Origin of the sequence: Sorangium aterium (genome assembly GCF_028368935.1) — a bacterium.
Taxonomy (GTDB): domain Bacteria; phylum Myxococcota_A; class Polyangia; order Polyangiales; family Polyangiaceae; genus Sorangium; species Sorangium atrum.
This window is the reverse complement of sequence record NZ_JAQNDK010000001.1, coordinates 3,134,904-3,159,996: the sequence shown is the minus strand read 5'-3', so window position 1 is coordinate 3,159,996 and position 25,093 is coordinate 3,134,904. Positions and strand designations below refer to the sequence as shown.

Genomic DNA, 25,093 nt, shown 5'->3' with positions numbered 1-25,093 from the left:
GTCGCCCTCGGCGACCGTCCTCTCCTCGCGCTCAGATCCTGCTGAGGAGCTCTGTCTTCTTTGCAGCGAACTCCTGCTCGGTGATGAACCCCTTTTGCCGGAGATCGGCGAGTCGCTCGATGGCGGCGAAGATATCCCCTTCCTGCGCGGGAGCAGGGCGGGGGAGGGCGGCGTCCGCCTGCGCCGGAGCGGGCGTTTGCGCCGGAGCGGCCGGGGCGATCGGCGCCTGCTTCACGGCAAGGTCGCCGGAGATGATTGGTAAGCTCAGCACGCTCACCACGCCGTACTGGCTTGTGAACGTCACCGACGACCCTGATCCCTGCTGCTGCGACACGCCGCCGATCTGGTGATCGAGCGTGTCGTAGACGCTGACGCGCCCGTTGACCTCGACGGCCAGGCGCCGCGCGCCGGGGAAGTAGGCATATCGGACGTTGTTCTGCGATCCGCTGGAGCTCGGCACGCCGAGCTCCCCGGGCCACCAGCTGCCCGAGCCCCCTCCCGACCCCGGGACGAACAGGCTGACCGGCGATCCCCCAAAACCCCCACTGCCACCTTGCTGTTGCTGCTGACCGCCCTGCGATGGATAGCTCGCGGGCGCTGGAACGAAGGGCTGGTTGGCCAGCAGACTGGACAGCTCGGAGCACAGGCCGTCCACCTTGGCCTTGAGACCGTTGTTGAACATGTCCCCGACCATGGTCATGCCGCCCTGCATCCACTGCCCTCCGCCGCCCAGCTCGGGGTGGTAGAACTGCGCCATCGTTCCATGGCCGTTCACGAGCGCCTGCAACAGCGTCATCACCGCGTCGGTGCTGACGAAATAGCGCTGTGACAGGTCGGAAACTCTCTGCTGACCTTCGACGGTGAGTTGCTGCATGGTGAGGCGCTCCAGGAGGAGGGAGCGCCCACCCTTGCACTGCGGTGCGTCGATCGCAATGCAGGCGAGCGACGATGACGGCGATGACGGAGATCAGCCAGCGAGCTTGCGGACGCTCGCGAGCTGGACACAGACCGCGACGACGTCCATGGCGACGCGGATCTGATCCAGCGGCGGCATCGAGGGCGCGACCCGGATGTTGCGGTCGCGAGGATCGCGGCCGTACGGGTACGTCGCGCCGGCGCCGGTCAGCTTCACGCCCGCCTTGTTGGCCAGGCGCACCACCTCCTTCGCGCAGCCGTCGAGGGTGTCGAGGCTGACGAAGTAGCCGCCGCGCGGCGAGGTCCAGCTGGCGATGCCCTTACCGCCGAGCTCGCGCTCGAACGTGGTCGTCACCGCCTCGAACTTGGGCCGCATGAGCTCGGCGTGCCGCTGCATGTGGCTCAGCAGGCCCTTGTAATCCTTGTAGAACCGCACGTGCCGCAGCTGGTTCACCTTGTCCGGACCGATGGTCTGGATGCCGAGGTGCTTCTTCGCGTCCGCCACGTTCGCGGGGCTGGACGCCATGGCGGCGACGCCGGCGCCGGCGAACGAGATCTTCGACGTCGAGGCGAAGACGAACGGCCGGTTGGGGTGGCCCGCGGACTGGCACGCCGGCACGATGTTCGCGAGCTTGTCGCCCTCGGCGTACAGGTCGTGGACCGCGTAGGCGTTGTCCCAGAAGAGGCGGAAGTCCGGGGCCGCCGTCTTCATGGCCGCGAGCCGGCGCACGACCTCGGGGCTGTACGTGGTGCCGGTGGGGTTGGAGTACTTCGGCACGCTCCACATGCCCTTGATGGCCGCGTCCTCGGCGACGAGCTTCTCGACCTGATCCATGTCCGGCCCGTCGTCGCGCAGGTCGACCGTGATCATCTCGATGCCGTGGTGCTCGCAGATCGCGAAGTGACGATCGTAGCCGGGGCTCGGGCACAGGAACTTCACCTTGGGCTGCTTCGCCCAGGGGCCGCTGCCGTCCGGCACGCCGTGGACGAGCGCGCGGACCACCGCGTCGTGCATCATCGTCAGGCTGCTGTTCCCGCCGACGATGACCTGCTCCGAGGGGACCTCGAGCATCTCGGCGAAGATGGCCTTCATCTCGGGCAGGCCGTCGAGGCCGCCGTAGTTGCGCGTATCCGAGCCGTCCGAGGCGATGAGGTCGCCCGCGCCGGGCAGCGCGAGCATGCCGTTCGCGAGATCGAGCTGCTCGGACGACGGCTTGCCGCGCGTCATGTCGAGCTTGAGGCCGCGGGCTTCAAAGGCAGCGAAACGCGCCTCGAGCTCACGGGTGAGCGAGGCAAGAGCATCGGGAGACAACGAGCGCAGTTCGGTCATGGCGCGCGATATCTAGCAGAATTTCGCGCGTGCGTCGCGGCCGGACGGCGCGCGGGGGGTGGGGCGGTGCGTCGATCGGGGAGAGGCGCGGAGAGGCGCGAGAGGCGCGAGAGGCCGGGGGAGCCGCCGGGCGCAGCTCGCCCGGCGGCGTCCGCCTCGTCCGCCTCACTCCGCGGCGATGGGCTCCACGCTGTTCGCCGCGTGGCTCACGTGGCTCACCTCGGGGTTGTTCTCGAAGTACGCCTTGCCGGCCAGGCGCTTGACCAGCGGGCTGAACCGCTCCGCGGCCTTGCCGCCGACGATGTCGCGGAGCAGCGCGACGTCCTCGCGCGCCCGGGCGAGCGTCTCCGGGTCCGTGAGGAACTCCTTTGCCGCCTTCGCCTTGGCCGGGGCGGCCATCACGGCGTCGCGGAGCGCGCCCGCCGCCGCCTTGGCCTTGCCCACCGCGCGCTCGGCGGCCGTCTGCTTGATGAGCGGCGCCACCTCGTAGACAAGGTTGGCGGCCGAGCCGGCGACGCGGTGCGGCGCGTGGTGGAGCGGGCTCGCGTACTTCGGGTTCCTCGCGAGGAACGCGCGCACCTCGGCCTCCGTGACGCCCGCCTCCTCGTAGGCGCGGGTGAGCTCCTGCTCGGCCAGGATGCGCGCCTTGAACATGTACATCTGGATGCGGGAGTAGAAGTTCGTCGCGCCGTCGCCGCTCGTCTCCACCGCGCAGAAGATCGTCCCGGGGTAGCGCGACGTGATCAGCGACTGGACGCCGTCGGAGACGCCCGACGAGGGCATGCAGCCGAACGGCTTCACGCTCACCGTCACGTGCGCCTTCGACTTCACGGCGTTCACGATGAGCTTGCCGACCTCCATGTGCCCCTCGCCGCCGCGGAGGTCGTTCGAGTAGTAGTCCTTCGCCACCTCCGCCACGAGATCCATGTCCGGAAGGTGGTAGTCGAGCAGGCCGAGCGGCAGCGCGAACGCCTGGAAGCCGACGCGCAGCGCCCCCTCGGCGAGGCGCATCGTGGCGAGGCGCTTCGCCACGCCGAACTCGTCCAGGCCGGCGAGGCCGTAGTTGCCCTCGTCGGCGCCGCGCAGGTCGCGCCGCTCGCGGGTGTCTCGGGCGCACTCCCAGATGTTGTAGAGCAGCCACGCCGTCGTGAGCTGGATGTCGTTCTCGCCGCCCTCGCTCTCGAGGAACCTCTGCAGGGCGTAGTTGCCGTCTCCCTCGGTCGTCATCGCCCAGAACTCGCCGATGATCGACGTCTTCGCCTTGGGCCGGAGCTTGTCCACCCGGACGCCCTCGAACTCCTTGCGGGCCTCGTAGAGCGCCTTGAACACGTTCGTCTGCTCGAAGAGCGCCTTGTAGAGGATGCGCTTCGCGCTCTCCATCGCGCGGTTCGTGGCGCCCGGCTCGACCTCGTAAGGCCGGATCCGGTAGCCGAGCGCGTTCAGCGTGTCGCCGCAGACGATGGCCTTGATGATCGCGATGAAGAACGCGGGGTTCATCTCGAGCCCGACGTCGTCGCCCGTCGCCTGCGAGAGGCCGCCCGTCTGCTGGAAGAGCATGACCCGGAAGCCGTCGAAGCCGGCGTCGCGGAGCGCCTTCCTGTACTCGGTCACGTACATGCCGAACCGACAGGGCCCGCACGCGCCCGCCGTCAGGAACACGTAGTTCTTGATGATGTCCTCGGTCGACATCCCCTGCTTGTCGCGCAGGTCGATGAGGTACTTCACGAGGCCGCCGACCGTGAAGTACGTCGGGTTGCACTGGCCGCGGTTGCCGAACTCCTTGCCCGTCTGCAGCCCCGCGTTGTCGCTCATCCCAAAGTAGTGGACGTTGTAGCCGAGGCCCTTCAGCGCGCCCTCGCACAGGAAGTCCTGCGCGGCGGTGAGGCCGCTGATGAGGAGCGTCACGTTGTCGCGCTCCTTCTTGGTCATCTTCGGCTTGAGCATGTTGTCGACCCACTGGCGCCGCTCGGCCTTGAGCCCGAGCCGCTCCCGCTCGGCCTCCTCGAAGGCCCTGAGCTCGGCCTCGATGTCGACGTCGGTCTTGGTGGATCGCGCCTCGCCCACCAGAGGAAGGCGCGTCTTCTGCGTGGTGGTCGTGCTCGTCGTGCTCGTGTGTTGCATGGCGTGGCTTCCCTTCGCTTGGATGCTGGAAGGGGCGGCCCCGCCGTCCCCCCCTCGACCTTCGACGTGGTTCAGGCTTCCAGGGGGACGACGGTCCCGTCGGACTGCTTCTTCTTGAGCTGCACGAGGCCCGTCTTCTGCGCCTCGGGGGGCGAGACCGGCGCGACGTAGCTCCGGACCTTCTCGGCGAGCGCCGCGATCTCCCGCTCGAGCGCGGGATCCGTGATCTTGCGCGCCGCCTGCTGGTCGCGCTTCAGCTGGAGCAGCTCGAGCCGCTTCTCCTCGATGCGCTGGACCAGCTGCGCCTTCTTCTTCGCCGCGTCCTCGAGCGCCTCCTCGTGCAGCTTGAGGCTGTGCGCGTACGTCTTCACGCGGATCTTGATCGAGCCGCCCGGCTTGTTGGCGTCGATGTCGTGCAGCGCCGCGTACGGCGTGGCGCTCGAGCTCACGATGCTGTCGATGATCCCGTACGTCGGCGCGTCGTGGCCGCACTTGAAGCTCGAGAGATCGAGCAGGACGACGTTCGGGTGGCGGGCGGCGAACTTGGCCGCCCAGACCTTCTGCGCGCTGTTGGCCGAGTAGTTCTCCGGCCAGACGTCGTTGATGTCGAGCGGGTGCTGGCCCGTCGCGATCTCGTCCTTGAAGTACCTCGCGAGGTACTCCATGTCGCGCGGGACGGACCGCACCGAGAGGATCGGATAGCCGAGCACCTGGAACTCCTCCGGGATGCCGTGGTTCAGGCCCGGGTCGGAGTGGTACGGCCGCCCGATCATCAGGATGGCGACCCGGTTCTCGGACTCGACCGTCTCGAGGATCGCCCGCCCCTTGTCCTGGAGGTCGCGCTCGAACTGCGAGAGCGCCCGCATCCCCTCGCGGTGCGCGTGATCGCTCTCGTCCTCGGTGATGCCGAGCCGCGGGCCCCAGGTCTCGAACATCCGGCGCGCCGTCAGCGTCATCTCGGAGAACGTGAGCGCGGGATCGAGGTACTCGATCCCGCGCGTCTTGAAGAAGTCGACCTCCTTCGTGAAGGCCGCCTTCATGACGTCCGGCACGCCCGCGACGATCGGGCAGCTCGTCTTGTCCATCACCCCTTCGCCGAAGCTCGGCACATGGGTGAGGATGGGGAAGAAGATGTAATGGAGCTTCTTCTCGTCCGAGTGGTGGTGGAAGAGCAGGTTGTGGATATGGGCCTGCGCCACCTTGGACGGGAAGCACGGATCGATCGAGCCGTACTTGCCGCCCTCGACCCACATCTCCTCGCTCGTCGCGTCGCTGAAGACGACGTTCTGCTTGGGGACGCCGAGCGCCTCGAAGTAGGCGCGGTAATACGGGCCGGTCGAGTAGATGTTGAGGACGCGCGGGATGCCGATGCGGACGCGGCGCAGGCGCTCGCGCACCTCGATGCCGCTCCGCCGGAACGGGCGCGTCGTCTCCACCCGGCGGATGCCGAGGAAGCCCTTCTTGACGACCGTGTCCTTCACCGGCGCGCCGTCCTCCGGGAGCGGCGCCGTGGCGTAGAAGTGCCGGAAGGCGAGCTTCGACTCGTAGTCGACGAGGTTCGGGAACTGCTTCGCGATCTTCTTCCGCTCGGCGACGAGCGCGAGCATCGCCTGCTCGCTCTCGACGGTGCCCTTCTCGCACGAGAAGCCCGAGATGTAGCGGCTCGTCGTCCCGTCAGGCCGCTTCGTGTCGATGAAGGTCCGCTTGCACTCGTTCGGGCAGAAGTGGCAGACCGTCTCCTCGTCGTTCTTCGTCGTGTATTCGAGGGCGATCGCCGCGTCGATCCCGATGAACGTCGACTGGCCCTTGCGCTTCACGACCCGGAGCGTCTCGAACGCGGCCCCGAGCGCGCCGGCCTCGCCGGTGTGCGGGTGGACGAACACCTCGGCGCCGGGGACGCGCTCCTTGATGTAATCGACCTGCGCCTTGACCGCCGCGAGGTTGTACTGCGTGCCGCCCTGCAGCACGTAGCGCGTGCCGAGCGCCGCGAGCCGCGGGATCTGCACGACGTACTGCCACACGTTCTTCGGCAGCACCTGGGCGAGGCCGGCGAGCAGCTCCTCCTTCGAGAAGCCCTCCTTCTGGAAGTTCACGCGGTCCGTGTCGAGGAAGACGGCGCAGCCGTAGCTGAACTTCGGCGCGAGCTCGGCGCCGAACGCCGTGTCGGCGTAGTCGGTCACCTTCAGGCCGAACTGGTCGGCCATCGCCTGGAGCAGCATGCCGTTGCCCGCAGAGCACGAGTTGGAGAGGCGGAAGTTCGCGATATCGCCGTTCTTCATGAACAGGACCTTGATGTCCTGTCCGCCGATATCGCAGATGACGTCGACGTCGCCGAAGAACTTCACCGCGCTCATCATGTGGGCGACGGTCTCGACGATGTTGACGTCGGCCCGCATGCACTCCTGGAGCACGTCGGCCGCGTACCCGGTGCCGCCGAAGCCGAGCACCTCGAGCGTCGCGCCCTGATCGAGCACGTACTGCCGGAGCTGGGAGAGGAGCTCCTTCGCGTCCTGGATCGGGTTGCCCTTGGAGAGCTGGTAGGCCTTGCAGACGATGCTCCCGTCCTCGTCGATGAGCACCGCCTTCGACGAGGTGGAGCCGCCGTCGAGGCCGATGACCCCGCGCACCACCTGGCCGGGCGCGAGCTTCATCGGCGTGAACCTCGGGATGCTGTAGAGCTTCCGGAACTCGTCGACCTCGTCGCGGGTCTTCACGAGCGGCGGGCCCGCGCTCTCGCCGAGCCGGGCCTTCCTGCCGTTCGTCATGTACTCGATGAGCCCCGCCTTGCCGGCGTAGAGGCCGACCTCCGGCGCCTCCTTGAGCCCGTACACGCACGCGCCGAACGCCGCGTAGTACTGCGAGTTCTCCGGGACGAAGATCGTCTCCTCGACCGGCCGGTCCTTCGGCCAGCTGTAGCCGCGCTCGTCCCAGGTCTCGGGGATCCGCTTGCGCCAGCACTCCTGGAGGAAGGGGAGGTAGGTGTTGGGGCCGCCGAGCAGGAGCACCTTGTGCTTCAGCGTCGAGCCGCGCGTCAGCACCGACAGGTTCTGGAGGACGATCGCGTCGGCGAGAGAGCAGAGGATCTCCGTCGAGGGGATGCCGCTCTTCACGAGGTTCACGATGTCCGTCTCGGCGAAGACGCCGCACTTCGCGGCGACGTGGTGGAGCTTCGAGTCGTCGAAGTGGATCTTCACCACCTCCGTCGACGGGAGGCCCACCTTGATCATGCACTTGTCGATGGTGGCGCCCGTGCCGGAGGCGCACTTGTCGTTCATCGACGGCGCGGCGGTCTTGTCGCCCGTCTTCTCGTCGCGCTGGAAGATGATGATCTTCGCGTCCTGCCCGCCGAGTTCGATGACGCTGCCCACGTCCGGGTGCAGGTTCTCGACAGCGAGCGTGACCGCGTTGACCTCCTGGACGAACTTGGCGCCGAGGCCCGGGCAGAGGGGCGCGGCGCCGGAGCCCGTCATGAACACCCGCCAGCTGTCCCTCGGCGACGCGGGGAACGACGCCTCGATGGTCTCGAGGAGCTCGAGCACCTTCTCCGGCTGCTTGGTCTGATGCCGCTGGTAGTCGCTCCAGAGAATCTCGAGCGTCTGCGGATCGAGCACGACGGCCTTCACCGTCGTCGAGCCGACGTCGATGCCGACCACGACCGGTTCCTGGATCTGCCTTCCCATCGGGGCTCCTCCCACCGCCGTCGCCGGTCCCCAGCGTCCGACTGACTGGCTGGTCAGTCGTGATGGCTACAACGGGGTGCCCTGGAAATCAAGCAATCCGGTGCGTCTTGGTCGTCGCGCAACGCTGTTCTTCGGCCATCTCGGGCCGTCGCTGCGTCCAGGGTGCAAGGTTCCGACGCGGCGCTCGATGGCGGGCGGTTGCGGCTGGTTGCGTTTGGTTGCGCGCCGTTCCCTTCGGCGTCCGCGTGTCGTGCGCTGTGCCGCGAACTTTCCGGAACTTTTCAGGCGGCGGGCCTGCTCGACGCCGGAGGGGAGACATCGATCCCCAGATGGCGGGCCGGTGATGGTAAAGCGACCGGCCCATGGACAAGGCCGAGCGCCGCCAAGCGCTCCTCCGCGCGGCGCGTACCGTGTTTTCCGAGAAGGGGTATCACGAGGCGAAGGTCGACGACATCGTCGCGCTCGCGAAGGTCGCGAAGGGGACGTTCTACCTCTACTTCCCCGACAAGCGCTCGGTGTTCGGCGAGCTCGTGCGCGGCCTCTTCTCGCGGCTCGGCGGCGCCATCCTGCGCGTGGACCCGTCGGCGGACGTCGAGGCGCAGGTCAAGCACAACATCCGCGCGATCGTGGCCGTCCTGCTCGACGATCCGGCGCTGACGAGCATCCTCCTGTCGCACGCGGCCGGGCTCGACCCGGCGTTCGTCAAGGAGCTGCGGGCCTTCCGGCAGGAGGTGAAGCTCCTGCTGCAGCAGAGCCTCGCGGAGGGGCAGCGGCTCGGCGTCATCGAGCCGGGGGACACCGAGCTCTACGCGACGTTCACGATCGGCGCGCTGAAGGAGGTGCTGTTCGAGAACGCCCTCGAGGAGCAGGCCCGCCCGCGCGAGCGAATCGTCACGGCGCTCCACGATTTCCTGCGGCGCGGCTACCTCCGGATGGACCCCGCGGCCGGGCTCGAGGCGCGGCGCCCGGAGGGCGAGCGCGCCGCGCCCGCGGCGAGGGACGCCCCCGGCGAGGCGCCGGAGCGGGCGAGCCCGCCGCGCGGTCGGCGGGCCAGGTCGCGCGGGGACTGACCGGCGCGTCAGGTCGAGATGACCGGCGCGTCAGTCAGGGGATGGACTACCCCGGTCAGGTCGGCAGCGTAGGGATCAAGCGCCGCGCACGACAACGTGCCGGATGAAATTGTGCAGCGTCCGTGTGCCGAGCTGATCCGGCGCGATGGGAGCGAGGAGCGCCGGGACGTCGTGGCCCTCGGCCTGCAGGATCTCGCGCCGCCACGCGATGTAGCCGGCGATGACGTCGTGGTCCATCTCGGGGTGGAACTGCACGCCGTAGCAGGCGCTCGTGAAGCGGATGACCTGGTGGTCGTCGAGCTCGGTGAACGCGAGGCTCGTGGCGCCCTCGGGCAGCGTGCCGACCGTGTCGACGTGGGTCGCGTGCGTCTCGAAGCTCGACGGCAGGCCGTCGAAGAGGGGGTCGTCGGCGCGGCGCTGGACGCGGATCCTGCCGATCTCGCGGCCGCGCGGGTTGCGGACGACCTCGCCGCCGAGGGCCTGGGCGAGGATCTGGTGGCCGAAGCAGATGCCGAACGTCGGGGTGCCGGCCTGCACGACGCCGCGCAGCCACGCCTCGCAGCGGAGCATCCAGGGCTCGCGGTGGGGGACGTTGGCCGACGAGCCGGTGACGACGAAGGCGGCGGTCTCGGGGGCGTCGGGGGCGGGGAGCTCGTCCGTGCGGGCGTCGACGGTGGCGTACCCGCCGCTCCAGGCGGCGCCGATCGTCTGCTCGATCAAGACGGAGAACTGACCGCGCCGCTCGAGGACCGGGGGGACGGGCTCACCGGTCTTCACGATGACGATCTTCTTGCGATGTCGCACCGTTCCAACATAGCGCAGCGCGGCCGTCGAGCGAGGGCGGGGCTTGGCAGCGCGGGGCTGGAGCGCGAAGATGCGCCCCGATGTCCGCGTACGTCGTGTCTCGCCCCGTCTGGCGGCGGTTTCGCCCGCGTTTCCTGAGCCGCGCAGCGGCGCACGTGAGGGCCGGCGGGCACGCCGCCATCGTGCTGCCGGACGAACGGGTGGACCTGCTGCTCTCCATCGGCGAGGACGGGAAGCTCACGGAGCTCGGGCTGTGGTCGCTCCTGTCGATCGAGCAGCAGCGCTTTCGCCGCGTGAGCGAGGGGCCCGCCAAGGGGCTCGCGACGGCGCGGGTGAAGCGGCAGTACGAGGGCTCGGTCCTCGACTGGTGCGAGCGCGACAGCACGCACCCCGGGGCGCTCCGCGAGGTGGCGCTCGACTGCCTGGCGTGCGGCGCCTGCTGCCACGACGCCAACGTGGTGCTCGACGAGGTGGACCTCGCGCGCTTCCGAGAGGCCGGGCGCGGCGACCTCACGGGGCGCACCTACGTGCGGCGGGCGCGGGACGGGAAGATCACGCTGCGCTTCGCGGCGAGCGGGCGGTGCCAGCACCTCTGCGAGGACCGGCGCTGCGCCATCTACGAGATCAGGCCGGACAACTGCCGCGCGTTCGTCGTGGGGAGCGAGGCGTGCCTGTCGGCGCGCGAGGAGACGCTCGGGATACGCGACGGGGCGCCGGTGGAGCGGTGAGCGGCGGGCTCGCCGCGGGACCCGCGGTCACGTGACGGCGGAGGCGGCGGGGCGAGCGTCGCGCGCCTTCAGAACAGGAGCCGGACGCTTCCGCCGAGCGGACCGAGCTGCAGCTCCGCCTGGGTCGTGGCGCGATCGAGCTTGATCTGACCCGTGATCCAGAGCGGTACACCCGTGAGGGTCATCGCGCCTCCGACGCTCATGAGCACGGTGGGAAAGACCCATGCGCGAGACGCGCAACCGCAGGAATCGTCGCCGCTCTTTCGGGTGAGGAAGAACATGCCTGCTCCGACGGAGCCGAGGACCAGCCCGCCCACGGAGAGGCCGGTGCCCACGTCGCGCCGCGTGGTGTCGACGGCGGGCGCCGGCGCCGTCGACTGGGCGTGCGCGTTGCCCACGAGCAACAGGATCACCCCGAACGCGGCGAAACGCATGCCAGCGAGGATCCCTGGTCGCGGCGCGCCCGTCAAGACGAGGAGACGTCTCTCGATCGGTCGAGAACGTGGCGCCGCGGACGCGCGGGAACGCGAGGCTCGAGGTCACGATGCTCTGGGCGGGGCGCTCACGTCCGAACGCTCGTGAGCTGGCCCGCGACCGCGGCCTCATGGAACGCCGAGAGGTCGCGATGGGCGGCCGCGCGGTCCGGCAGGCCGTGGGTGGCCAGCCAGGCAACGCCTTCCTCGAGGGTGGCGAAGACACAATGTGGAAACTGCTGGCGTCCCAGGGCGTTGAGCCCCGTGACGATGCTGCGCACGATGGACGCGCGGAAGCCCGACCCGATGTGGATCACCGCCGAGTGGGACACGATGCCATCCACCGAACACAACATCCCGGCGAGAGCGCTGCGGCTGCGCGTGTCGGGTACGATGGCTTCAGGGGCCACGATCTGCAGCAGCCACACCTTGCGGGACGGGGAGCTTGCCTGGGCCCCCACGATCGCCGCCCTCAGGGAGGCGGCGTGGTGCGGGTGGGTCGTCTTCATCCAGACCGCGGTGGCCAGGGAGCTCCAATACCCTACCGCGACATCCACCGTCGCCTCGACGACCTGACAGCCCGCGCGCAGATCGAGCTGCTCACCGGCCTGGGTGAGCGACCGCTGCGGTGCATCGATGAGAGGTCCACATGACGTCGACGACCTGTTCACTCCGCTCGATTCTACGCGAATCTGGCGAAGATCACGGTGAAGAGTGGCGTCGAGCAGGTCGATCGCACGCTGGGTAACCCGGGCGTCTGGCAACGAGAACGAGGCGAAGGCGCTGCGCGTCGATCGCCTGGTGTTCTTCGGCGCGGGTCAGGTCCATTCTCCGCCCTCTCACCACAGATTTCCAGTGGGAGCCTGTCTCAACCGACGTTGGCACAGAGGGCGGTGACGGCCCCACGAGGGAGCCGTTCAGCCGATGTGAACACACGGGGGCACCTGAACGAAAGAACGTGTTGTGAGGTTCCGGAGGGTCGGTACGATGCCAGTTTACGCGGCATGGGTACTGGCTCATCGTTGGAATGGCGATGTTTGCAGCGTCGTCGGCCAAGGCAGATGCCCCGAAGACGGACGCCGCGATCCGGAAGGCTCTCATCGCCGAGTCACGAGCGGCGTACAGCGGGAGCTGCCCGTGTCCTTACGATACCGATCGAGCGGGCAGGCAATGCGGCAAGCGCAGCGCTTATTCGCGGCCGGGAGGCTCAGCGCCTCTCTGTTATGATCACGACGTGACGAAGGAGATGATCGCCGAGTACCGCGCGCGCGACGCGGGTCCTTGAGCTGTCTCGATCGCGTCGTTGCTCCTCGTCGCGCCTGGCGCTGCACCCACCCTCGACCGCCTGGCTCTGTCCGGCGTTCTTGGCGAGGCGCGGCTGGTTGCGGGCGCGGCTCGCGACGAGCACGACTACTGGAGTGTAGGCGTTTCCCAGGGAATCCAGGTGTCGGTGTCGATCGTGAACTTGGAGCGCAGGATGTCCGTGTCGACGTCCTCCTTACCAAGGAGATACCTGTCGACGTACGCCTCGAGGTCGGGCGTGAAGCCGTTGTGCCAGACGCAGCGGACCTCTCGACGGGCACCAGCTACACCCTGGTCGGCGTCCAGAGCGGGCGCTGCGTGGACGTCGACGCCGCGGTAGATACGGCCGACGACCTCGTCCTGCAGCTCTGGGATTGCAACGGCGGCACCAACCAGCACTTCCGCTTCGAGGCGGTGGACGGCGGGTATTACCGGATCCGCAGCGTCAGGAGCGACAAGTGCCTCGACGTCCGCGGCGGGTCGACCGCCGACGGCGCGTTCATCGTCCAGCTCACCTGCAACGGCAATCCCGGCCAGCAATGGTCCGTCACCGATCTCGGCGGCGGTGCCGTCCGCATCACGTCGCGCCTCAGCGGCAAGGTCATCGACGCTCACGGCTCCCCGCCGACCGACCGCACCGCCCTCTTCCAGACGGCTTCCAGCGGCGGCAGCAGCCAGCTGTTCACGCTGAACCCGGTCGGAACCGGCGCCGACGCCGGTGCGGGCACCACCGGCGAACCGGAGCCGTGACGCCGCTCGTCCTTCGATCAAAGCCACCCCACGAGGCCGAGGCTGCCGAGCAGCGCCGGGCGCGCGCCGCGCGCCGCCTCGGTCTCGACGAAGCGGACCACCGGATACGGGTGCGCGACGAGCGCGTGCGCCTCGGCGACGACGTGGAGCCGCCTCACGATCCCGAGCTCGACGCCGGCGCCGGCGTCCGCGGCGAACGCCCACTGCGCGCTGTGGACCCCCCGGTACGGCCACGATGCCTCGCCGTCGACGGCGACGTGGAACGCCCCGAGGCCCACCGAGAACCTCGGGCGCAAGCGCAGCTCGGGCCAGGGGAGCGCCGCGAGCTCGACGAGCCCGAACCGCTGCTGCACGGTCGCGCTGCCCTGCGGCCCGACCACGCGCGGCGCCGTCCCGAGCCCGGCGAACGAGAGGCGCGCCTCGAGCGGACCGATCGGCGCGAAGCGCAGACGCGCGACCAGGAGCAGCGCCGGGCCGATGCCGCCCGGGCTCGCGAGGAGCCCGCCCCCCAGCTCGACGCCCCAGGTCGATCGGCGCGACGCGTGGACGCGCGGCTCCTCCGCCTGTCGAGGCACCTGCTCGCTCACCTTGCTCGGGGGCGGCGCGGCGGCGGGCGCGGGCGCGGGCGCGGGCGCGCGCTGCGAGGACATCAGGAGCTCGAGCAGGCTCGCGCGGAGCAGCTCGACGGCGCGCACCGCGAGCACCTCGACGATGTGCTCCCGCGCCTCGCCGCGCGTGTCGATCCGCCGCACGAGCGTCTCGTGCGTCCGCGGGTCGACCACCCAGAGCTCGGCGGCTTGACCATCCGGCGCCAGGAACAGCCCGATCAGGGCCGCAGAGCCGGCCTGCTGCCCGGCGTCGTCCATCGTTGGCCGGGGGGCGGAGGCCGACTGCGCATCGAGGACCTCCACGTCGAATCCGTCGGCGACGAGCTCCCCTCGGATGCGGATCAGCGCCTCGGAGATCGACGGATCGGCGGCGCCTGGCCGCACGAGGACCACGCGCGCAGGCTCCCCCGACGCCGCGGGGCTCGCCGCGCAGAGGAGGAGCGCGAGGGCCCCGGCCAGCGCCTGCGCCCGCGCGAGCCTCACGGCGTTCGAGCGAGGGCCCGCGCCGCCTGCGCGTAGGTTCCGCCCGGGAACCGGCTCAGGTACGCCCGCGCGACGGCCTCGGCCTCCGCGTCGCCGTGGAGCCGCTGCACGATCACCATCTTTCGCCCGAGCGCTTCGGAGGCATAAGCCCCCTGCGGAGCCTCCTTGAGGTAGGTCTCGAACCAGGCGAGCGCCGCGGCGCCTCCCTCCTGGGCCTCCGCGAGGCGGCCGAGCAGGAACGCCGCCTCCTTGCCCCGTTGCGTCGCCGGAAAGCGCCGGCGCTGGGCGAGGAGCGCCTGCCGCGCGACGTCGTTCCGCCTCGTGTACCGCGCCGCGTCCGCGAGGACCGAGAGCTCCTCGTTGCTGCTCTCCGCGAGCGAGACGCCGAGCCCGCGGCGCTGCGCCTCGTCGACGATGGCGTCGAGCTTCCCCGCCGCGAGCTTCCCGGCCCAGTCGCGCCTCGGCTCGGCCGAGAGCGCCGCCGCGGTCGGGCCCGCGGGGGTCCCGGGCGGATCCGGAACCGGCGCTGCGCTGGGCTCCTCGGCGCGGTCGGGCGGCGCCGGGGCGGGCGCCGGCGACGCCTCCGCGCCTTGCTGAAGATCGAGATCGCGCAGGAGGACCTCTCCCGTGCGCTGCCGCAGGGTCAGCCACTGCCCGGCGCGCACCGCGATCGGCTTGCCGGACAGCGGTCCGCTGACGATGACGGCGCCGTTCTCGAGCCGCAGATCGAGGCGCTCGTCCTCCGGCGCCCAGGAAAGCGCGAAGGCCGTCCCGGTCACAGTCACGAGGAACGGCCCCGCGTCGAACAGCCACTGCGCCTCCGACCGATGGACCACGCGCGCGTGGACCTCTCCCCGGTCGAGGGCGACCCTGGCGCCCTGCTCGTCCACCGACACGATGTGCGCGCGCGCCATCTCGGCGAGCTGCACCTCGGTGCCATCGGAGAACCGGACCTTCGGACGGCTCGACGTGTCCGCCTGGACGGAGCCGTCCTGCTGCACGGCGCCGCCCTCCACCTCGTAGGAGAGCCGATCGGAGCGCGCTCCTCGCTGCCACACGTTGACGCCGAGAAGGACCGCGGCGGCCGCTGCGAGCGCGAGCGCTCCGGCCCGGAGGGGCGACAGGCGGAAGCCCGGGCGCCTCGCCGTCCGCTCCGTCACGCGGAGCAGCCCCTGGACACGCTGCTGGGGCGACATCGCGCCGAGCGACCGGCGAGCCAGCTCGACCGCGCGCGCGGCCTCCGGGCCGAGCGCCGGGTCCTTCTCCTCGTCAAGAGTCATCCTGCGCCTCCGCTCTCATGCAGTAAGCGGCGAGGGACGTGTCCTTCTCGACCTGGGACGACACGCGCTCCGTTGCCCGGCTGAGCCTGCGCTTCACGGTGGCCAGCGATATCCCTGTAGCCTCCGCGATCTCCGGCAGGCTCATCCCCTCCATGTGGCGGAGCACGAACGCGGTCCGGTCGTCTGCGCTCAGCGTGTCGAGGATCGCATAGAGGCGGCCCAGCGCCTCGCGCGCCTCGCTGTCCGCCGGCTCGACCGCCTGTTCCGGGAGCTCGGCAGTGTCCGTGAGCTGGAGGATGCGCCTCACGCGCCTGCGGCGGAGCTCCCATTTCAGGAGTCGAACGGTCACCGAGAACACGAAGCTCCCCAGCGCATCGGGGTCTCTCAGCCCGGATACTCTGGAGAACACGCGAACAAAGACCTCCTGGGTCACGTCCTCTGCATCCGCGCCGGGCCCGAGCACGCGCGCGACGATCCGGAACACCTTGGGCGCATGTGCGTTCCACACCGCGGTTGCCGCCCATGGTTCCCCTTCGATGAGCGCGCGAGCCACCTCACTTGCGTCAGTACCGCCACGCTCTGACGGAGCGATGGCAAGGCTGGCTCTACGCACGACGTCATCGCTCCGAGGGCTCGTGACTTCGCAGATCAGTCGTGATGAGCGAGCACAGTACCGAGCGGAGGTTCCCGGCGCAAGGCGGTCAGCGCGCGCCGCCGGGGGGGTCGTTCCGGCAAGCTGCGCTGGCCCCAGCGCGGGGTGTGGTGCGATCGTCGCCGACACCCTCGGAGTGAGCCGCGCGAGGCAGCGGGCAGCGAGGTCCCTGTACACCCGGACTGCGGCGACGGCCCACCAGATGACCTGGAGTGGAGTCAATATCACATCGGACGCCCACGATCTGCGTTGCCCAGATCCCGGCACGGCGACCGCCACGGATGTCCGCGGGGGCCGCAAGGAACTCGGTGGGTCCTTCGACCCAGCCAGCCAGGCGCACGTCTGTCAGGCAGTAGCGGCGCGCCCTCGAACCGGCTCACCGCGAGAATAAATATCGTGGGGCGGGAGATTTCCATCGTGAAGGCGGATGCGGCGCGGGCTCGGATGCGGCGCGCGGCCTCGAGGACGTGGACGTCTGACGAGCTCGATCGTGGCGCGTGCGCCTCCATGGCGATCGCGCCAGCGGGCGCCGGGGCGGGCGACGCGGGGCGCACCACTTTTGCATCACTGCCCGGGTTGAATCGCCGGCCGCCACTCAGGTGCGGCTGGACCTCGCGAGGCGCCGGCGCAGCCGCGCGGTGGCGAGCGCCCCGAGGGCGAGCAGCCAGGCCGGCGCGCCCTGGCTGCCTGGCGTCATGTGGCAGCCGCCGCCCCCTCCTGCGCTCGGGAGGTCGCCGCCGCCGCTGCTCTGCGCGCCGGTTGCGCCGGTGCCGGCGCTGCTGGCGTCATCGCCGCCGGCGGCGGTCGTGGTGGATGTGGCGCCAACTTCACTGCTGGCACCTCCGCCGTCGCCGCCGGTGGCAGCGCCGCCTTCGCCACCGCCACCGGCGGCTGCGCCGGTGCCGACGCCGCTGGTCGCATCGCCGCCGGCGCCACTGGTTGCATTTGCGCTGGCACTGCCGGTTGCGCTACCGCCGCCACCGCTGGTCGGGTCGCCACCGTTACCGCCGTTCGCGCCGCCGCCACCGCTGGTCGGGTCGCCGCCGTTACCGCCGTTCGCGCCGCCGCCACCGCTGTTCGCGCCGCCGCCACCGCTGGTCGGGTCGCCGCCGTTACCGCTGTTCGCGCCGCCGCCACCGCTGGTTGGGTCGCCGCCGTTACCGCTGTTCGCGCCGCCTCCGCCGGTTGGGTCGCCGCCGACGCCAGCGCTGATTCCACCGCCATCACCGCTTGTGCCCGTGCCGCCCGCCCCGCCGTCGCCGCCTGTGCCGCCGCCCGCGCCGTCTCCGCCTGTGCCGTCTCCACCCGGCACGCAGGCGCCCGCCTGGCACGCCCCGCGCGACGCGGGCTGCGCCGGGACGTAGAGCCACGCATGGTCGATCTTCTGGTAAGGCGCGACCACAGAACCGGCGTTGCCGCCGGCGATCAGGACACGGCCATCGTTGAGCAGCGCCGTCGCGTGGTCGTTGACCATCACGTCCAGCGCCGGCCCGAGCGCCCAGGTGTCGCTCGCCGGATCGTAGAGCTCGGCGGCGAGGGCGCCGTCGCTTTCGTCATGCGAGTTGCCCGCCATCATGACCCTACCGTCGGCGAAGAGCGCCGCTCCAGGAGATCTCCGCGCCGTCGTCATCTCCGCCGCCGAGGTCCACGTATCGCTCGAAGGATCGTAGATCTCGACCGTCTTGCCGCTCTCGGTACCCCAGCTTCCGGCCACCAGCACCCGGCCGTCCGGAAGCAGCGTCGCCGTGTGCCGCATGCGAGCCCAGCGCATCGAGGCGACGGGCGTCCACGTGTCGGTCGCCGGATCGTACGTCTCCGCGCTCGTCAGGTGGTGATCCGGGCTCTCGGGGGGATACCCGTCAGCGCCGCCCGCGACGAGGACCCGGCCGTCCTGGAGCAGCGTCGCCGAATGGTTCTGGCGCGCGACGTTCATGGGCGCCCTCGCGGTCCACGTGTCCACGACCGGATCGTAGACCTCGACCAGGACACCACCGGCACCGCCGGGCTTGTCGCCGCCGGCGACGAGCACCCGGCCGTCCTGAAGCAGCGTGGCGGTGTGAAAGAAGCGCGGCGCGACCGTGGACGCGGCCGGCGTCCACACGCCCGTCGCCGGGTCGAATCGCCTCGTCGGCGCAGGGCCAAAGTCGGTGCTCACGAACGGGCTGTCGCCGATCACCAGGACCGTCCCGTCCGGAAGCAATGTGGGTGTCTGCGCGCTCCGCAGGCCGTCGATCGTCGCGGTCGGCGCCCACGCGCCCGTGCTCGGATCGTAGCGAGTCCAGACACGCCGAGTTTGGTTCCGGCCGGGCACCGGGGCCCCGCCGATGACGAGGACCGTCTCGTCCAGGAGGACCGTGGTCTGCAACCCGGGGAGGATGGAGGCGTCGATCCGCGCCGTCTCCTGCCACCGATCCTCGGCGCCCGGGAAAGCGCAGGGGGTGCCGTCCGGCAGCGCGGGTCCGGGCGCCGCGCACCCGGCCGCGGGGTCGCACGCCGGCGCCTCGTGGCACTCGTCGGCGGGCAGGCACACCGCGAGGCTCGACCCCTCGCAGGCGCCGGCCACGCAGGCGCTCGCCGTCGAGCACACGTCGCCGTCGCTGCATGGCGTCCCGTCCGGCGCCGCCGCGCCCCCGACGCACGCGCCCGCCTCGCAGACGCCGCCCGCGATGCACGCGTCCGCGTCGTCACAGGCGGCGCCCGTGACCGGCGTGCAGGCGCCGTCCTGCGATGCGCCCGACGCGGCCGCGCAGGCGTCGCAGGGGCCGTCGCAGCGCGCGTCGCAGCACACCGAGTCCGCGCAGGAGCCGCTGCCACAGTCGCTGTCCGTCGCGCAGCCCGCGCCGAGCGGCGAGCGCTCGTGGAAGAGCACGGCCGACGCCGTCGGGGTCGTGGCGCCGACGTACCCGCCGGCGAGGAGCACGCTGCCGTCCTCGAGGCGCGTCGAGGAGTGGAACGCGCGCGCCAGGGTGGCCGGCGACTCCAGGTCGAGGCTCGACCAGGCGAGGGTCGCCTCGTCGAAGAGCGCCTTCGTCCCGTAGAACGTGTACGTGCCGCAGGTCTCCAGGCCTCCGGTCAGCAGCACCTTCCCGCTCGGGAGCAGCGATGTGCGCGTCCCCCGGATGCTGCTCGAGCTCGGGGCCGTCCCGCACGACGAGGCCGGAGCATAGGACCCGGACGTCGCCGCCCAGCGGTCCTCCTGGGGGAAGTAGACCTGCGAGAAGGCGTGGACCGCCGGGTCGGGACCGGAGAGGGTGCCTCCCGTGACGAGGACACCGCCGCTCGCGAGCGTCATCGCGTCAGGGTACCTGTACCTCGACGTCGACAGGACAGGCCTGCGCTCGTTGGTCCAGAGCCGGGTCTCCAGGTCATAGATGCTGCAGCTGCTCCCGACCGACATCACCCGCCCGTCATGGAGCAGCGTCGCGCTCACCGGGTTGATCGTCGACTCGCGGCACAAGGCCGTTGGCGTCCAGGAGCGCGACGTCGGATCGTAGACGGCCGCGTTCAGCTCGTCGATGAACAGCGAGTTGGACCAGGCCATGCCGACCAGCACGGGCCTGCCGTCGACGAGCACCATCGAGGGCGCGGGGTGGGGCTTGGCCAGGTACCCCACCTTGGTCCAGGTGTCGTTCGTCGGGTCATACAGCTCCGCCGAGCTGAGCTCTGTCCCGCTCTGCTCGCGTCTGATCCGGCCGCCCGCCACGAGGACCTGTCCGTCCGGCAGGAGGACGGCCGCGTGACCGTGCCGACCCTGGTAGAGCGGCGCCGCAGGCGACCACGTCCTGGTCGCGGGGTCGTAGATCTCGACCGCCGCGAGGCCCACCGCCGTGCGCGCTGCGTCCGGCGACCCGTCGTCCACCTCCGTGAATCCACCCACGACGAGCACACGGCCGTCCTGAAGCACCGTGGCCGAGTGCTCGGCCCGAGGGGTGATCATCGAGGGAACGGCCTCCCAGGACGGCGTGCTGGCCGCCCACGCGACGCCCGCGGGCAGCGCCACGATCCCGCACGTGAGGGCGGCTCCGAATCTCCAAGTCGATCGCATGGTCCTCTTGGCCTCCGCGGCCTTCGTTGCGCGGGGTCGCGTGAACATTCACCGCATCGCTCGACACCATGGCGTCGGACATGACGTCATCCGAGACGTGATGGATCGCTTGCTCGATCGCATCGCCGGCCTCGCCAGCACGCCTGTCCCGCGGGCGACGCGCCCCGCGCGTTTCGGAGCGGCTCGCAGCGCTAAGGTGCGCCGTCCTCCTCGCCCGGCCGGAGGAACACCCCCACGCTCCGGAGATCGCGGTGCGCATAATGCACCTTCACGGTCTCCGCGTGCGCGCGCCGCCCGAGCTTCTCGTACGCCATCACCAGCAGCTCGAGCGCGGCGTCGCGGTATTCCTCCTTATCGAGCCAGTGCAGGTCGAGCCCGAACGTCAGCGCCGCCGCGGGCCGCCCCTCGGCGCAATCGCGCTTCGCCGATTCGATCCACTTCTGCACGCGGGGCGGCTGCGTCTTCCACGCCTTCACGCGCTCGTCGGGCGAGCCCACGCGGATGCTCCCGGCGCCGGGCGGCAGCGCGGGCCCGAACGTGCCGAGGGTCGGGATGCGATCCGCCTCGAGCCAGCGTTCCGCGGGCGGGTCCTCGGCGAGGGCCTTGCGGTCGGCCTCCTCGAACCATTCGATGGCGGCGAGCGCGGCGTACACCTGCAGCGGCGCCGGCTCCTCCTCGTCAGGGCTCGAGATGAGCTCGCGCGCGCGGGCGGCGAGCACCGCGAGGGGCGTGGGCTCGCTGTCTCTCCAGGTCTCCGCGGAGTCGCGCGCGTAGTTGTGCGCGATGCACGTCGGCGGATCCGCGGGGTCGTCGTACCACAGGCCATGGTGCAGCCCGTCGGAGTCGCCCCACATCACGGTGACCAGCTCGGGCGGGTCGGCGCGGAACCGGCACTCGAGCCGCGGGTCGAGCCTGCCGCGCGTCTTCCGCTCGAGCCCGCCGTCCTCGAACCAGATCATGATCCCGCCCGGCGAGCGCCCCAGGTGGCTCATCCCCTGCCGCTCCATGTCGTCGAGGCTGCGCCAGAACGCCGCGAAGGTCGCGAGGTAGCGCGGCAGCCGCAGGCCATAGACCTCTTTCATTCGTGTGGCCACGGCCTCGAAGCGGGCGTTCATCGACGCGAGCGCCTCGGCGCGGCGGCGCGCCCCGAGCTCGTCGGTCGCGAACATGCCCTCGGTGTAACGCGCCGGCGCGAGGCCCACCGTCGCCTCGAGCGGCGCGTCGAGCTGCGAGGCGACGCCGCGAGACCTGAGCCCCTCGAGCGTCGCGGCGAGCTCGTCGAGCGCCGCCGCGGGCTCGCCCATCCGCGCGAGCGGCACGACGATCAGCTCGCCGGACGGCCCTCGGTTCGTGCGCGCTTCGAAGAGGCTGAACGCCGCCACGAGGCCGAGCCCCGGCACGAAGTGCGGCGGATCCCAGCTCGCGAGCTTCGCGCGCTCGTCCTCGACGGGGAACATCTTCTCCCAGCGTTCGAGCGCGAGCGCGAGCGCTGCCTCGATCTCCGGGTTGCTCATGGCGCTCGCCATCGTACGTGAAGCCGGCCCCGCCGGGGGCGGAGGCGAAGGGGCTGGTGCGTGCTGGCACGAGCGCCGCCCGGTCGTGGGGCCATGTCGGCTTCGGGTGCCGCTTCTGTTGCTTCTGCTGGAGCCGGCGCGGTGCACGTTGCGCCGTGGGCCAAGCTTCCGGCGGCCTACGCGCCCATCTACACACCGACCAGCTCGCGTGCGAAAAAATCGAAGTTCAAGCTGTCTTCACTGATGTCTCATAATCGAGCCGGGGGCCGCGCGGGTAGAGCCCTTCCGGTTTTCCGTGGCCGATCATGCAGATAAAGTTCGACTTCAGCGAGGTGCCCTTGAAGAAGAGCTCGTCGACGAGCGCGTTGTCGAATCCCGAGAGAGGGCCGACGTCGAACCCGAGCGCTCGTGCGGCCAGCATGAGATAAGCCCCTTGCAGCGAGCTGTTCCGGAAAGCCGTCTCGTGGCTCATCTGGAGATTCGAGGTGAAGTACGGTTTGACGTCAAACGCGGGCCACAGCTCGTCGAGCCGTTCGTAGAACTTTTCGTCGTAGGCGACGATGATCGTCGCGGGGGCGCGTTTGACCTGACGTCTGTTCGTCTCCATCAGAGCGGGGTAGAGCTTCTCCTTCGCTTCGTTCGAGCGGATGTTGAGAAAGCGGGCCGGCATCGAGTTCACCGATGTCGGTCCCCATTTGAACAATTCGTAGATGGTCTTGAGATCGTCCTCGGTCACGTCCTGGTCCGTCCAATCGTGATACGAGCGCGCCTCGGTGAAGAGCTGCTCCAGGGCATCAGGCGCCAAGATCTTCTTCATGTGTCATCTCCCGTTGGCTCCATTATCGTCGCGGCGAACGAAGTTGACCAGGTCGGACAATCCGGATAGTCTGTACGGGGCAGCGGATGATGAGCTTGGACCTGAACGCCGCGAGGATCTTCGTCGAGGTCGTCACCGCGGGCTCCTTCACCGAGGCCGCGAAGCGCTTGGAAATGCCCGCCTCCACGGTGAGCGACCGGATCGCCGCCCTGGAGAAGGCCCTGGGCGTGAGCTTGCTCACGCGGACGACGCGAAGCCTGCGCCTGACCGACACGGGCGAAGAGTACTTCAACAAGAGCGCGCCCGCGGTCCGTCAGCTCGTCGACGTGTTCGATGAGACGCACGGAGCTCAGGCGCAGCCGAGCGGAACGTTGCGCCTCGCCTGTCCCGCGGAGTTCGCCTCGCGGGAAATCGCCGAGGCCGTGGTCGAGTACCGAAAGAGATTTCCGCAGATGAACGTCGAGATCCTCATCGCGAACGATCTCGTCCATTTTCATCGGGACCGCGTCGACATCGCGATCCGCGGAGGCCACCTGAAGGACTCGAGCCTCAAAGCGAAGAGGCTGGGCCTCGGCCGTTTGATCCTGGTGGCGAGCCCGAAATACCTGCGGCAGTCCGCCCGGATCACCGGTCCGGCGGATCTGCGCGCGCACTCGTGCCTGGGTTTTCTCTCCTCGGACAAGGCCGGCTCCGAAACCGTCTGGAACCTGCAGACGGCTTCGGGCCTGAAGGCCAAAGCCAAACCAAAGATCACCACGAGCACGAATTCGTTCGGGGCGATGGAAGAGCTGATGAAGGCCCACGAGGGAATCGGCTTCGTCCCCGAGAACCTCATCCGGGAAGCCATCAGCCGCGGGAAGGTCACCCAGGTCCTCACGGACTGGTCGAGCGGCCCTATTCCGGTCCACCTCGTCTTCCCGGCGCATAGAACGCAGCTCCCCAAGATCCGAGAGATTATCCCCCTCCTGACGATGAAGGTAAGCCCTCTTCTTTCGAGCGAACCGTAGGCTCGTAGTACGGAGATGCAGGAATTCAGCACGTGAGTGCCTCGGGAGCCACCGATCACATCCGCTTTGCCTCGTCGACCAGGATGCTCACCGCGGCGCTGAACTGCGCGGGGCTGACCCGGCCGTAAGCGAGCCGCATGCCCGCGCTGCTCGCTTCGAGGGTGGCGAGCGGGCCCGGCAGGACGGCGACGCCGCGTACCAGGGCGCGGCGCGCCAGCTCCACGATCGGGTGCCGGGGCCAGAGCGTCCAGACCGCCAGGCCTCCGTCGGGAGGCGTGACCTCGAGAGGGACCTTGCGCGCCGCGCGCGCCAGCGACTCGAGCGCGGCGTCGCGGCGCTCGGCGTAGGCGCGCCGGGCACGCCGCACGTGGCGCTCGAAGCCTCCCTCCGCGATCCAATCGGCGAGCGCTGCCTGCGTCACGCCGTCCCCCGCCCTGACGCTGCTCTGGCGCTGCCGCGCGAGCACGTCGAGCAGCTCGCTGCTGCCGCACACCATGCCGACGCGAACGCCCGGCGCGACCAGCTTCGAGAGGCTGGCGACGTACAGGACGTGCGGCGCTGACGGGCTGGCGGCGAGCGGAGGCTGAGGCTCGCCGCGATAGTGGTACTCGTGATCGTAGTCGTCCTCGAGGATGGGCACGCCGTGCGCGAGGGTGAGGTCGAGCAGCGCGCGGCGGCGCGGCGCCGAGAGCGTGACCGTGGTCGGATACTGATGATTCGGCGTCACGTACACGAGCCGGACGCGCCGCCGCCGCAGCAGCCGCTCGAGAGCGCCGACGTGCAGGCCTCGCGCGTCCACCGGGACGGGCACCACCTCGGCTCCCGCCGCTCGAAACGCCCGCCAGGCGGGGAAGTATCCTGGATCTTCCACGGCCACGACATCGCCGGGTCCGAGCAAGGTGTGCGCGGCGAGCGCGATGCCCTCCTGCGAGCCGCACGTGACCAGCAAGCGCTCGAACTGCACCGCCCGCGCGCGCCGCAAGTAGGCGAGCAGCTCCCGCACGAGCGCCGGATTACCGTCCACGTCGGCAGCATGCAGCGCGCTCGTGCCGCGCCGCGCGAGCACGTGCGCGTACGATGCCCGAAGCTCGCGCAGGGGCAACAGCGCCGGATCGGGCGTCGCGGCGTGCAGCGGATACCGCACCTGGCCGAGCGCCGCGGGGGGCGGCCCGGGGTCGCGCACGACGCGAAACTGGTAGCGCGTAGCGCTGCGCTCCTCGTGCCGCGGCGCAGGCGGCCCGGGCTCGGGCGGGGCGACGCGATAGCCACGGCGCGGCTCCGCGCACAGCAGCCCCTCCGCGCATAGCGCGTCCAGCGCCACCATGACCGTCTGCCGGTGCACCCCATAGGTGCTCGCCAGCTCGCGCGTGGACGGTAGCAGCTCGCCCGCCACGCGGCTGCCGCTCGCCAGCGCCCGGCGCAGCGCCTGCGCGACGGGCACCCAGCGCGTGCGCCGACCGTCGCGGGAGACGGCGCTGCGCGGCTTCGGAGAGGGACCCATCTGGTCGAAGTAT

18 protein-coding genes are annotated in these 25,093 nt (G+C 70.3%); 4 read left to right on the top strand and 14 right to left on the bottom strand.

All coding sequences use genetic code 11. The features are described 5' to 3' along the window. Positions 1–31: 31 nt before the first annotated feature. From POL72_RS11640 to POL72_RS11625, 4 genes are all read right to left on the bottom strand, one after another. Positions 32–874 (bottom strand): SHOCT domain-containing protein, encoded by an 843-nt coding sequence (locus tag POL72_RS11640; protein ID WP_272095197.1) that lies wholly within the window; start codon positions 872–874, stop codon positions 32–34. 93 nt (positions 875–967) lie between these two features. After that, positions 968–2,245, bottom strand: coding sequence for an aspartate aminotransferase type Ic (locus POL72_RS11635; protein WP_272095196.1), 1,278 nt, complete (start codon positions 2,243–2,245; stop codon positions 968–970). Between the two features lie 165 nt (positions 2,246–2,410). After that, a complete protein-coding gene (locus POL72_RS11630; protein WP_272095195.1) occupies positions 2,411–4,366 on the bottom strand; it encodes a 2-hydroxyglutaryl-CoA dehydratase in 1,956 nt (651 codons plus the stop codon). Positions 4,367–4,437: 71 nt separating this feature from the next. Continuing rightward, entirely contained in the window at positions 4,438–8,046 is a 3,609-nt protein-coding gene (locus tag POL72_RS11625) for a BadF/BadG/BcrA/BcrD ATPase family protein (protein ID WP_272095194.1), read from the bottom strand. Positions 8,047–8,408: 362 nt separating this feature from the next. Between POL72_RS11625 and POL72_RS11620 the strand changes: the two genes are divergently transcribed. After that, positions 8,409–9,116 carry a TetR/AcrR family transcriptional regulator gene (locus tag POL72_RS11620; protein ID WP_272095192.1) on the top strand — a complete coding sequence of 236 codons (708 nt, stop codon included), beginning with the start codon at positions 8,409–8,411 and terminating at the stop codon, positions 9,114–9,116. Positions 9,117–9,191: 75 nt separating this feature from the next. Here POL72_RS11620 and POL72_RS11615 read toward each other — a convergent pair whose 3' ends face one another. Further along, positions 9,192–9,920 (bottom strand): glutamine amidotransferase, encoded by a 729-nt coding sequence (locus tag POL72_RS11615; protein ID WP_272095191.1) that lies wholly within the window; start codon positions 9,918–9,920, stop codon positions 9,192–9,194. An 80-nt stretch (positions 9,921–10,000) separates the two neighbouring features. On the opposite strand from POL72_RS11615, the gene POL72_RS11610 reads away from it, so the two are divergent. After that, the gene (locus tag POL72_RS11610) at positions 10,001–10,648 is read left to right on the top strand and encodes a YkgJ family cysteine cluster protein (RefSeq protein WP_272095190.1); all 648 of its coding nucleotides are present in this window, start codon (positions 10,001–10,003) and stop codon (positions 10,646–10,648) included. 68 nt (positions 10,649–10,716) lie between these two features. On the opposite strand, the gene POL72_RS11605 is transcribed toward POL72_RS11610, so the two are convergent. Both POL72_RS11605 and POL72_RS11600 read right to left on the bottom strand, forming a co-directional pair. Then, positions 10,717–11,082 (bottom strand): hypothetical protein, encoded by a 366-nt coding sequence (locus POL72_RS11605; protein ID WP_272095188.1) that lies wholly within the window; start codon positions 11,080–11,082, stop codon positions 10,717–10,719. A 128-nt stretch (positions 11,083–11,210) separates the two neighbouring features. Continuing rightward, positions 11,211–11,885 (bottom strand): hypothetical protein, encoded by a 675-nt coding sequence (locus POL72_RS11600; RefSeq protein ID WP_272095186.1) that lies wholly within the window; start codon positions 11,883–11,885, stop codon positions 11,211–11,213. A gap of 787 nt (positions 11,886–12,672) precedes the next feature. On the opposite strand from POL72_RS11600, the gene POL72_RS51190 reads away from it, so the two are divergent. Further along, positions 12,673–13,173 (top strand): RICIN domain-containing protein, encoded by a 501-nt coding sequence (locus tag POL72_RS51190; protein WP_272095184.1) that lies wholly within the window; start codon positions 12,673–12,675, stop codon positions 13,171–13,173. A 17-nt stretch (positions 13,174–13,190) separates the two neighbouring features. On the opposite strand, the gene POL72_RS11590 is transcribed toward POL72_RS51190, so the two are convergent. The 6 genes from POL72_RS11590 to POL72_RS11565 all read right to left on the bottom strand — a co-directional run bounded on the left by POL72_RS11590 (position 13,191) and on the right by POL72_RS11565 (position 22,572). Beyond that, entirely contained in the window at positions 13,191–14,264 is a 1,074-nt protein-coding gene (locus tag POL72_RS11590) for a hypothetical protein (RefSeq protein ID WP_272095183.1), read from the bottom strand. Next, complete coding sequence (locus POL72_RS11585) at positions 14,261–15,544, bottom strand: FecR domain-containing protein (protein ID WP_272095182.1); 1,284 nt, start codon at positions 15,542–15,544, stop codon at positions 14,261–14,263. The genes POL72_RS11590 and POL72_RS11585 overlap by 4 nt, the downstream gene beginning before the upstream one ends. Continuing rightward, entirely contained in the window at positions 15,534–16,052 is a 519-nt protein-coding gene (locus POL72_RS51185) for an RNA polymerase sigma factor (protein ID WP_272095181.1), read from the bottom strand. The genes POL72_RS11585 and POL72_RS51185 overlap by 11 nt, the downstream gene beginning before the upstream one ends. A gap of 739 nt (positions 16,053–16,791) precedes the next feature. After that, positions 16,792–20,241, bottom strand: a complete 3,450-nt coding sequence (locus POL72_RS11575) for a Kelch repeat-containing protein (RefSeq protein WP_272095180.1) — start codon at positions 20,239–20,241, stop codon at positions 16,792–16,794. A gap of 191 nt (positions 20,242–20,432) precedes the next feature. Continuing rightward, positions 20,433–21,755: an ADP-ribosylation family protein gene (locus POL72_RS11570; protein WP_272095179.1), complete on the bottom strand. Its 1,323-nt coding sequence runs from the start codon at positions 21,753–21,755 to the stop codon at positions 20,433–20,435. 226 nt (positions 21,756–21,981) lie between these two features. After that, complete coding sequence (locus tag POL72_RS11565) at positions 21,982–22,572, bottom strand: malonic semialdehyde reductase (RefSeq protein WP_272095177.1); 591 nt, start codon at positions 22,570–22,572, stop codon at positions 21,982–21,984. Between the two features lie 86 nt (positions 22,573–22,658). Between POL72_RS11565 and POL72_RS11560 the strand changes: the two genes are divergently transcribed. Beyond that, complete coding sequence (locus POL72_RS11560) at positions 22,659–23,579, top strand: LysR family transcriptional regulator (RefSeq protein WP_307730551.1); 921 nt, start codon at positions 22,659–22,661, stop codon at positions 23,577–23,579. Positions 23,580–23,634: 55 nt separating this feature from the next. Here POL72_RS11560 and POL72_RS11555 read toward each other — a convergent pair whose 3' ends face one another. Then, entirely contained in the window at positions 23,635–25,080 is a 1,446-nt protein-coding gene (locus tag POL72_RS11555) for an aminotransferase-like domain-containing protein (protein WP_272095176.1), read from the bottom strand. Positions 25,081–25,093 lie beyond the last annotated feature (13 nt).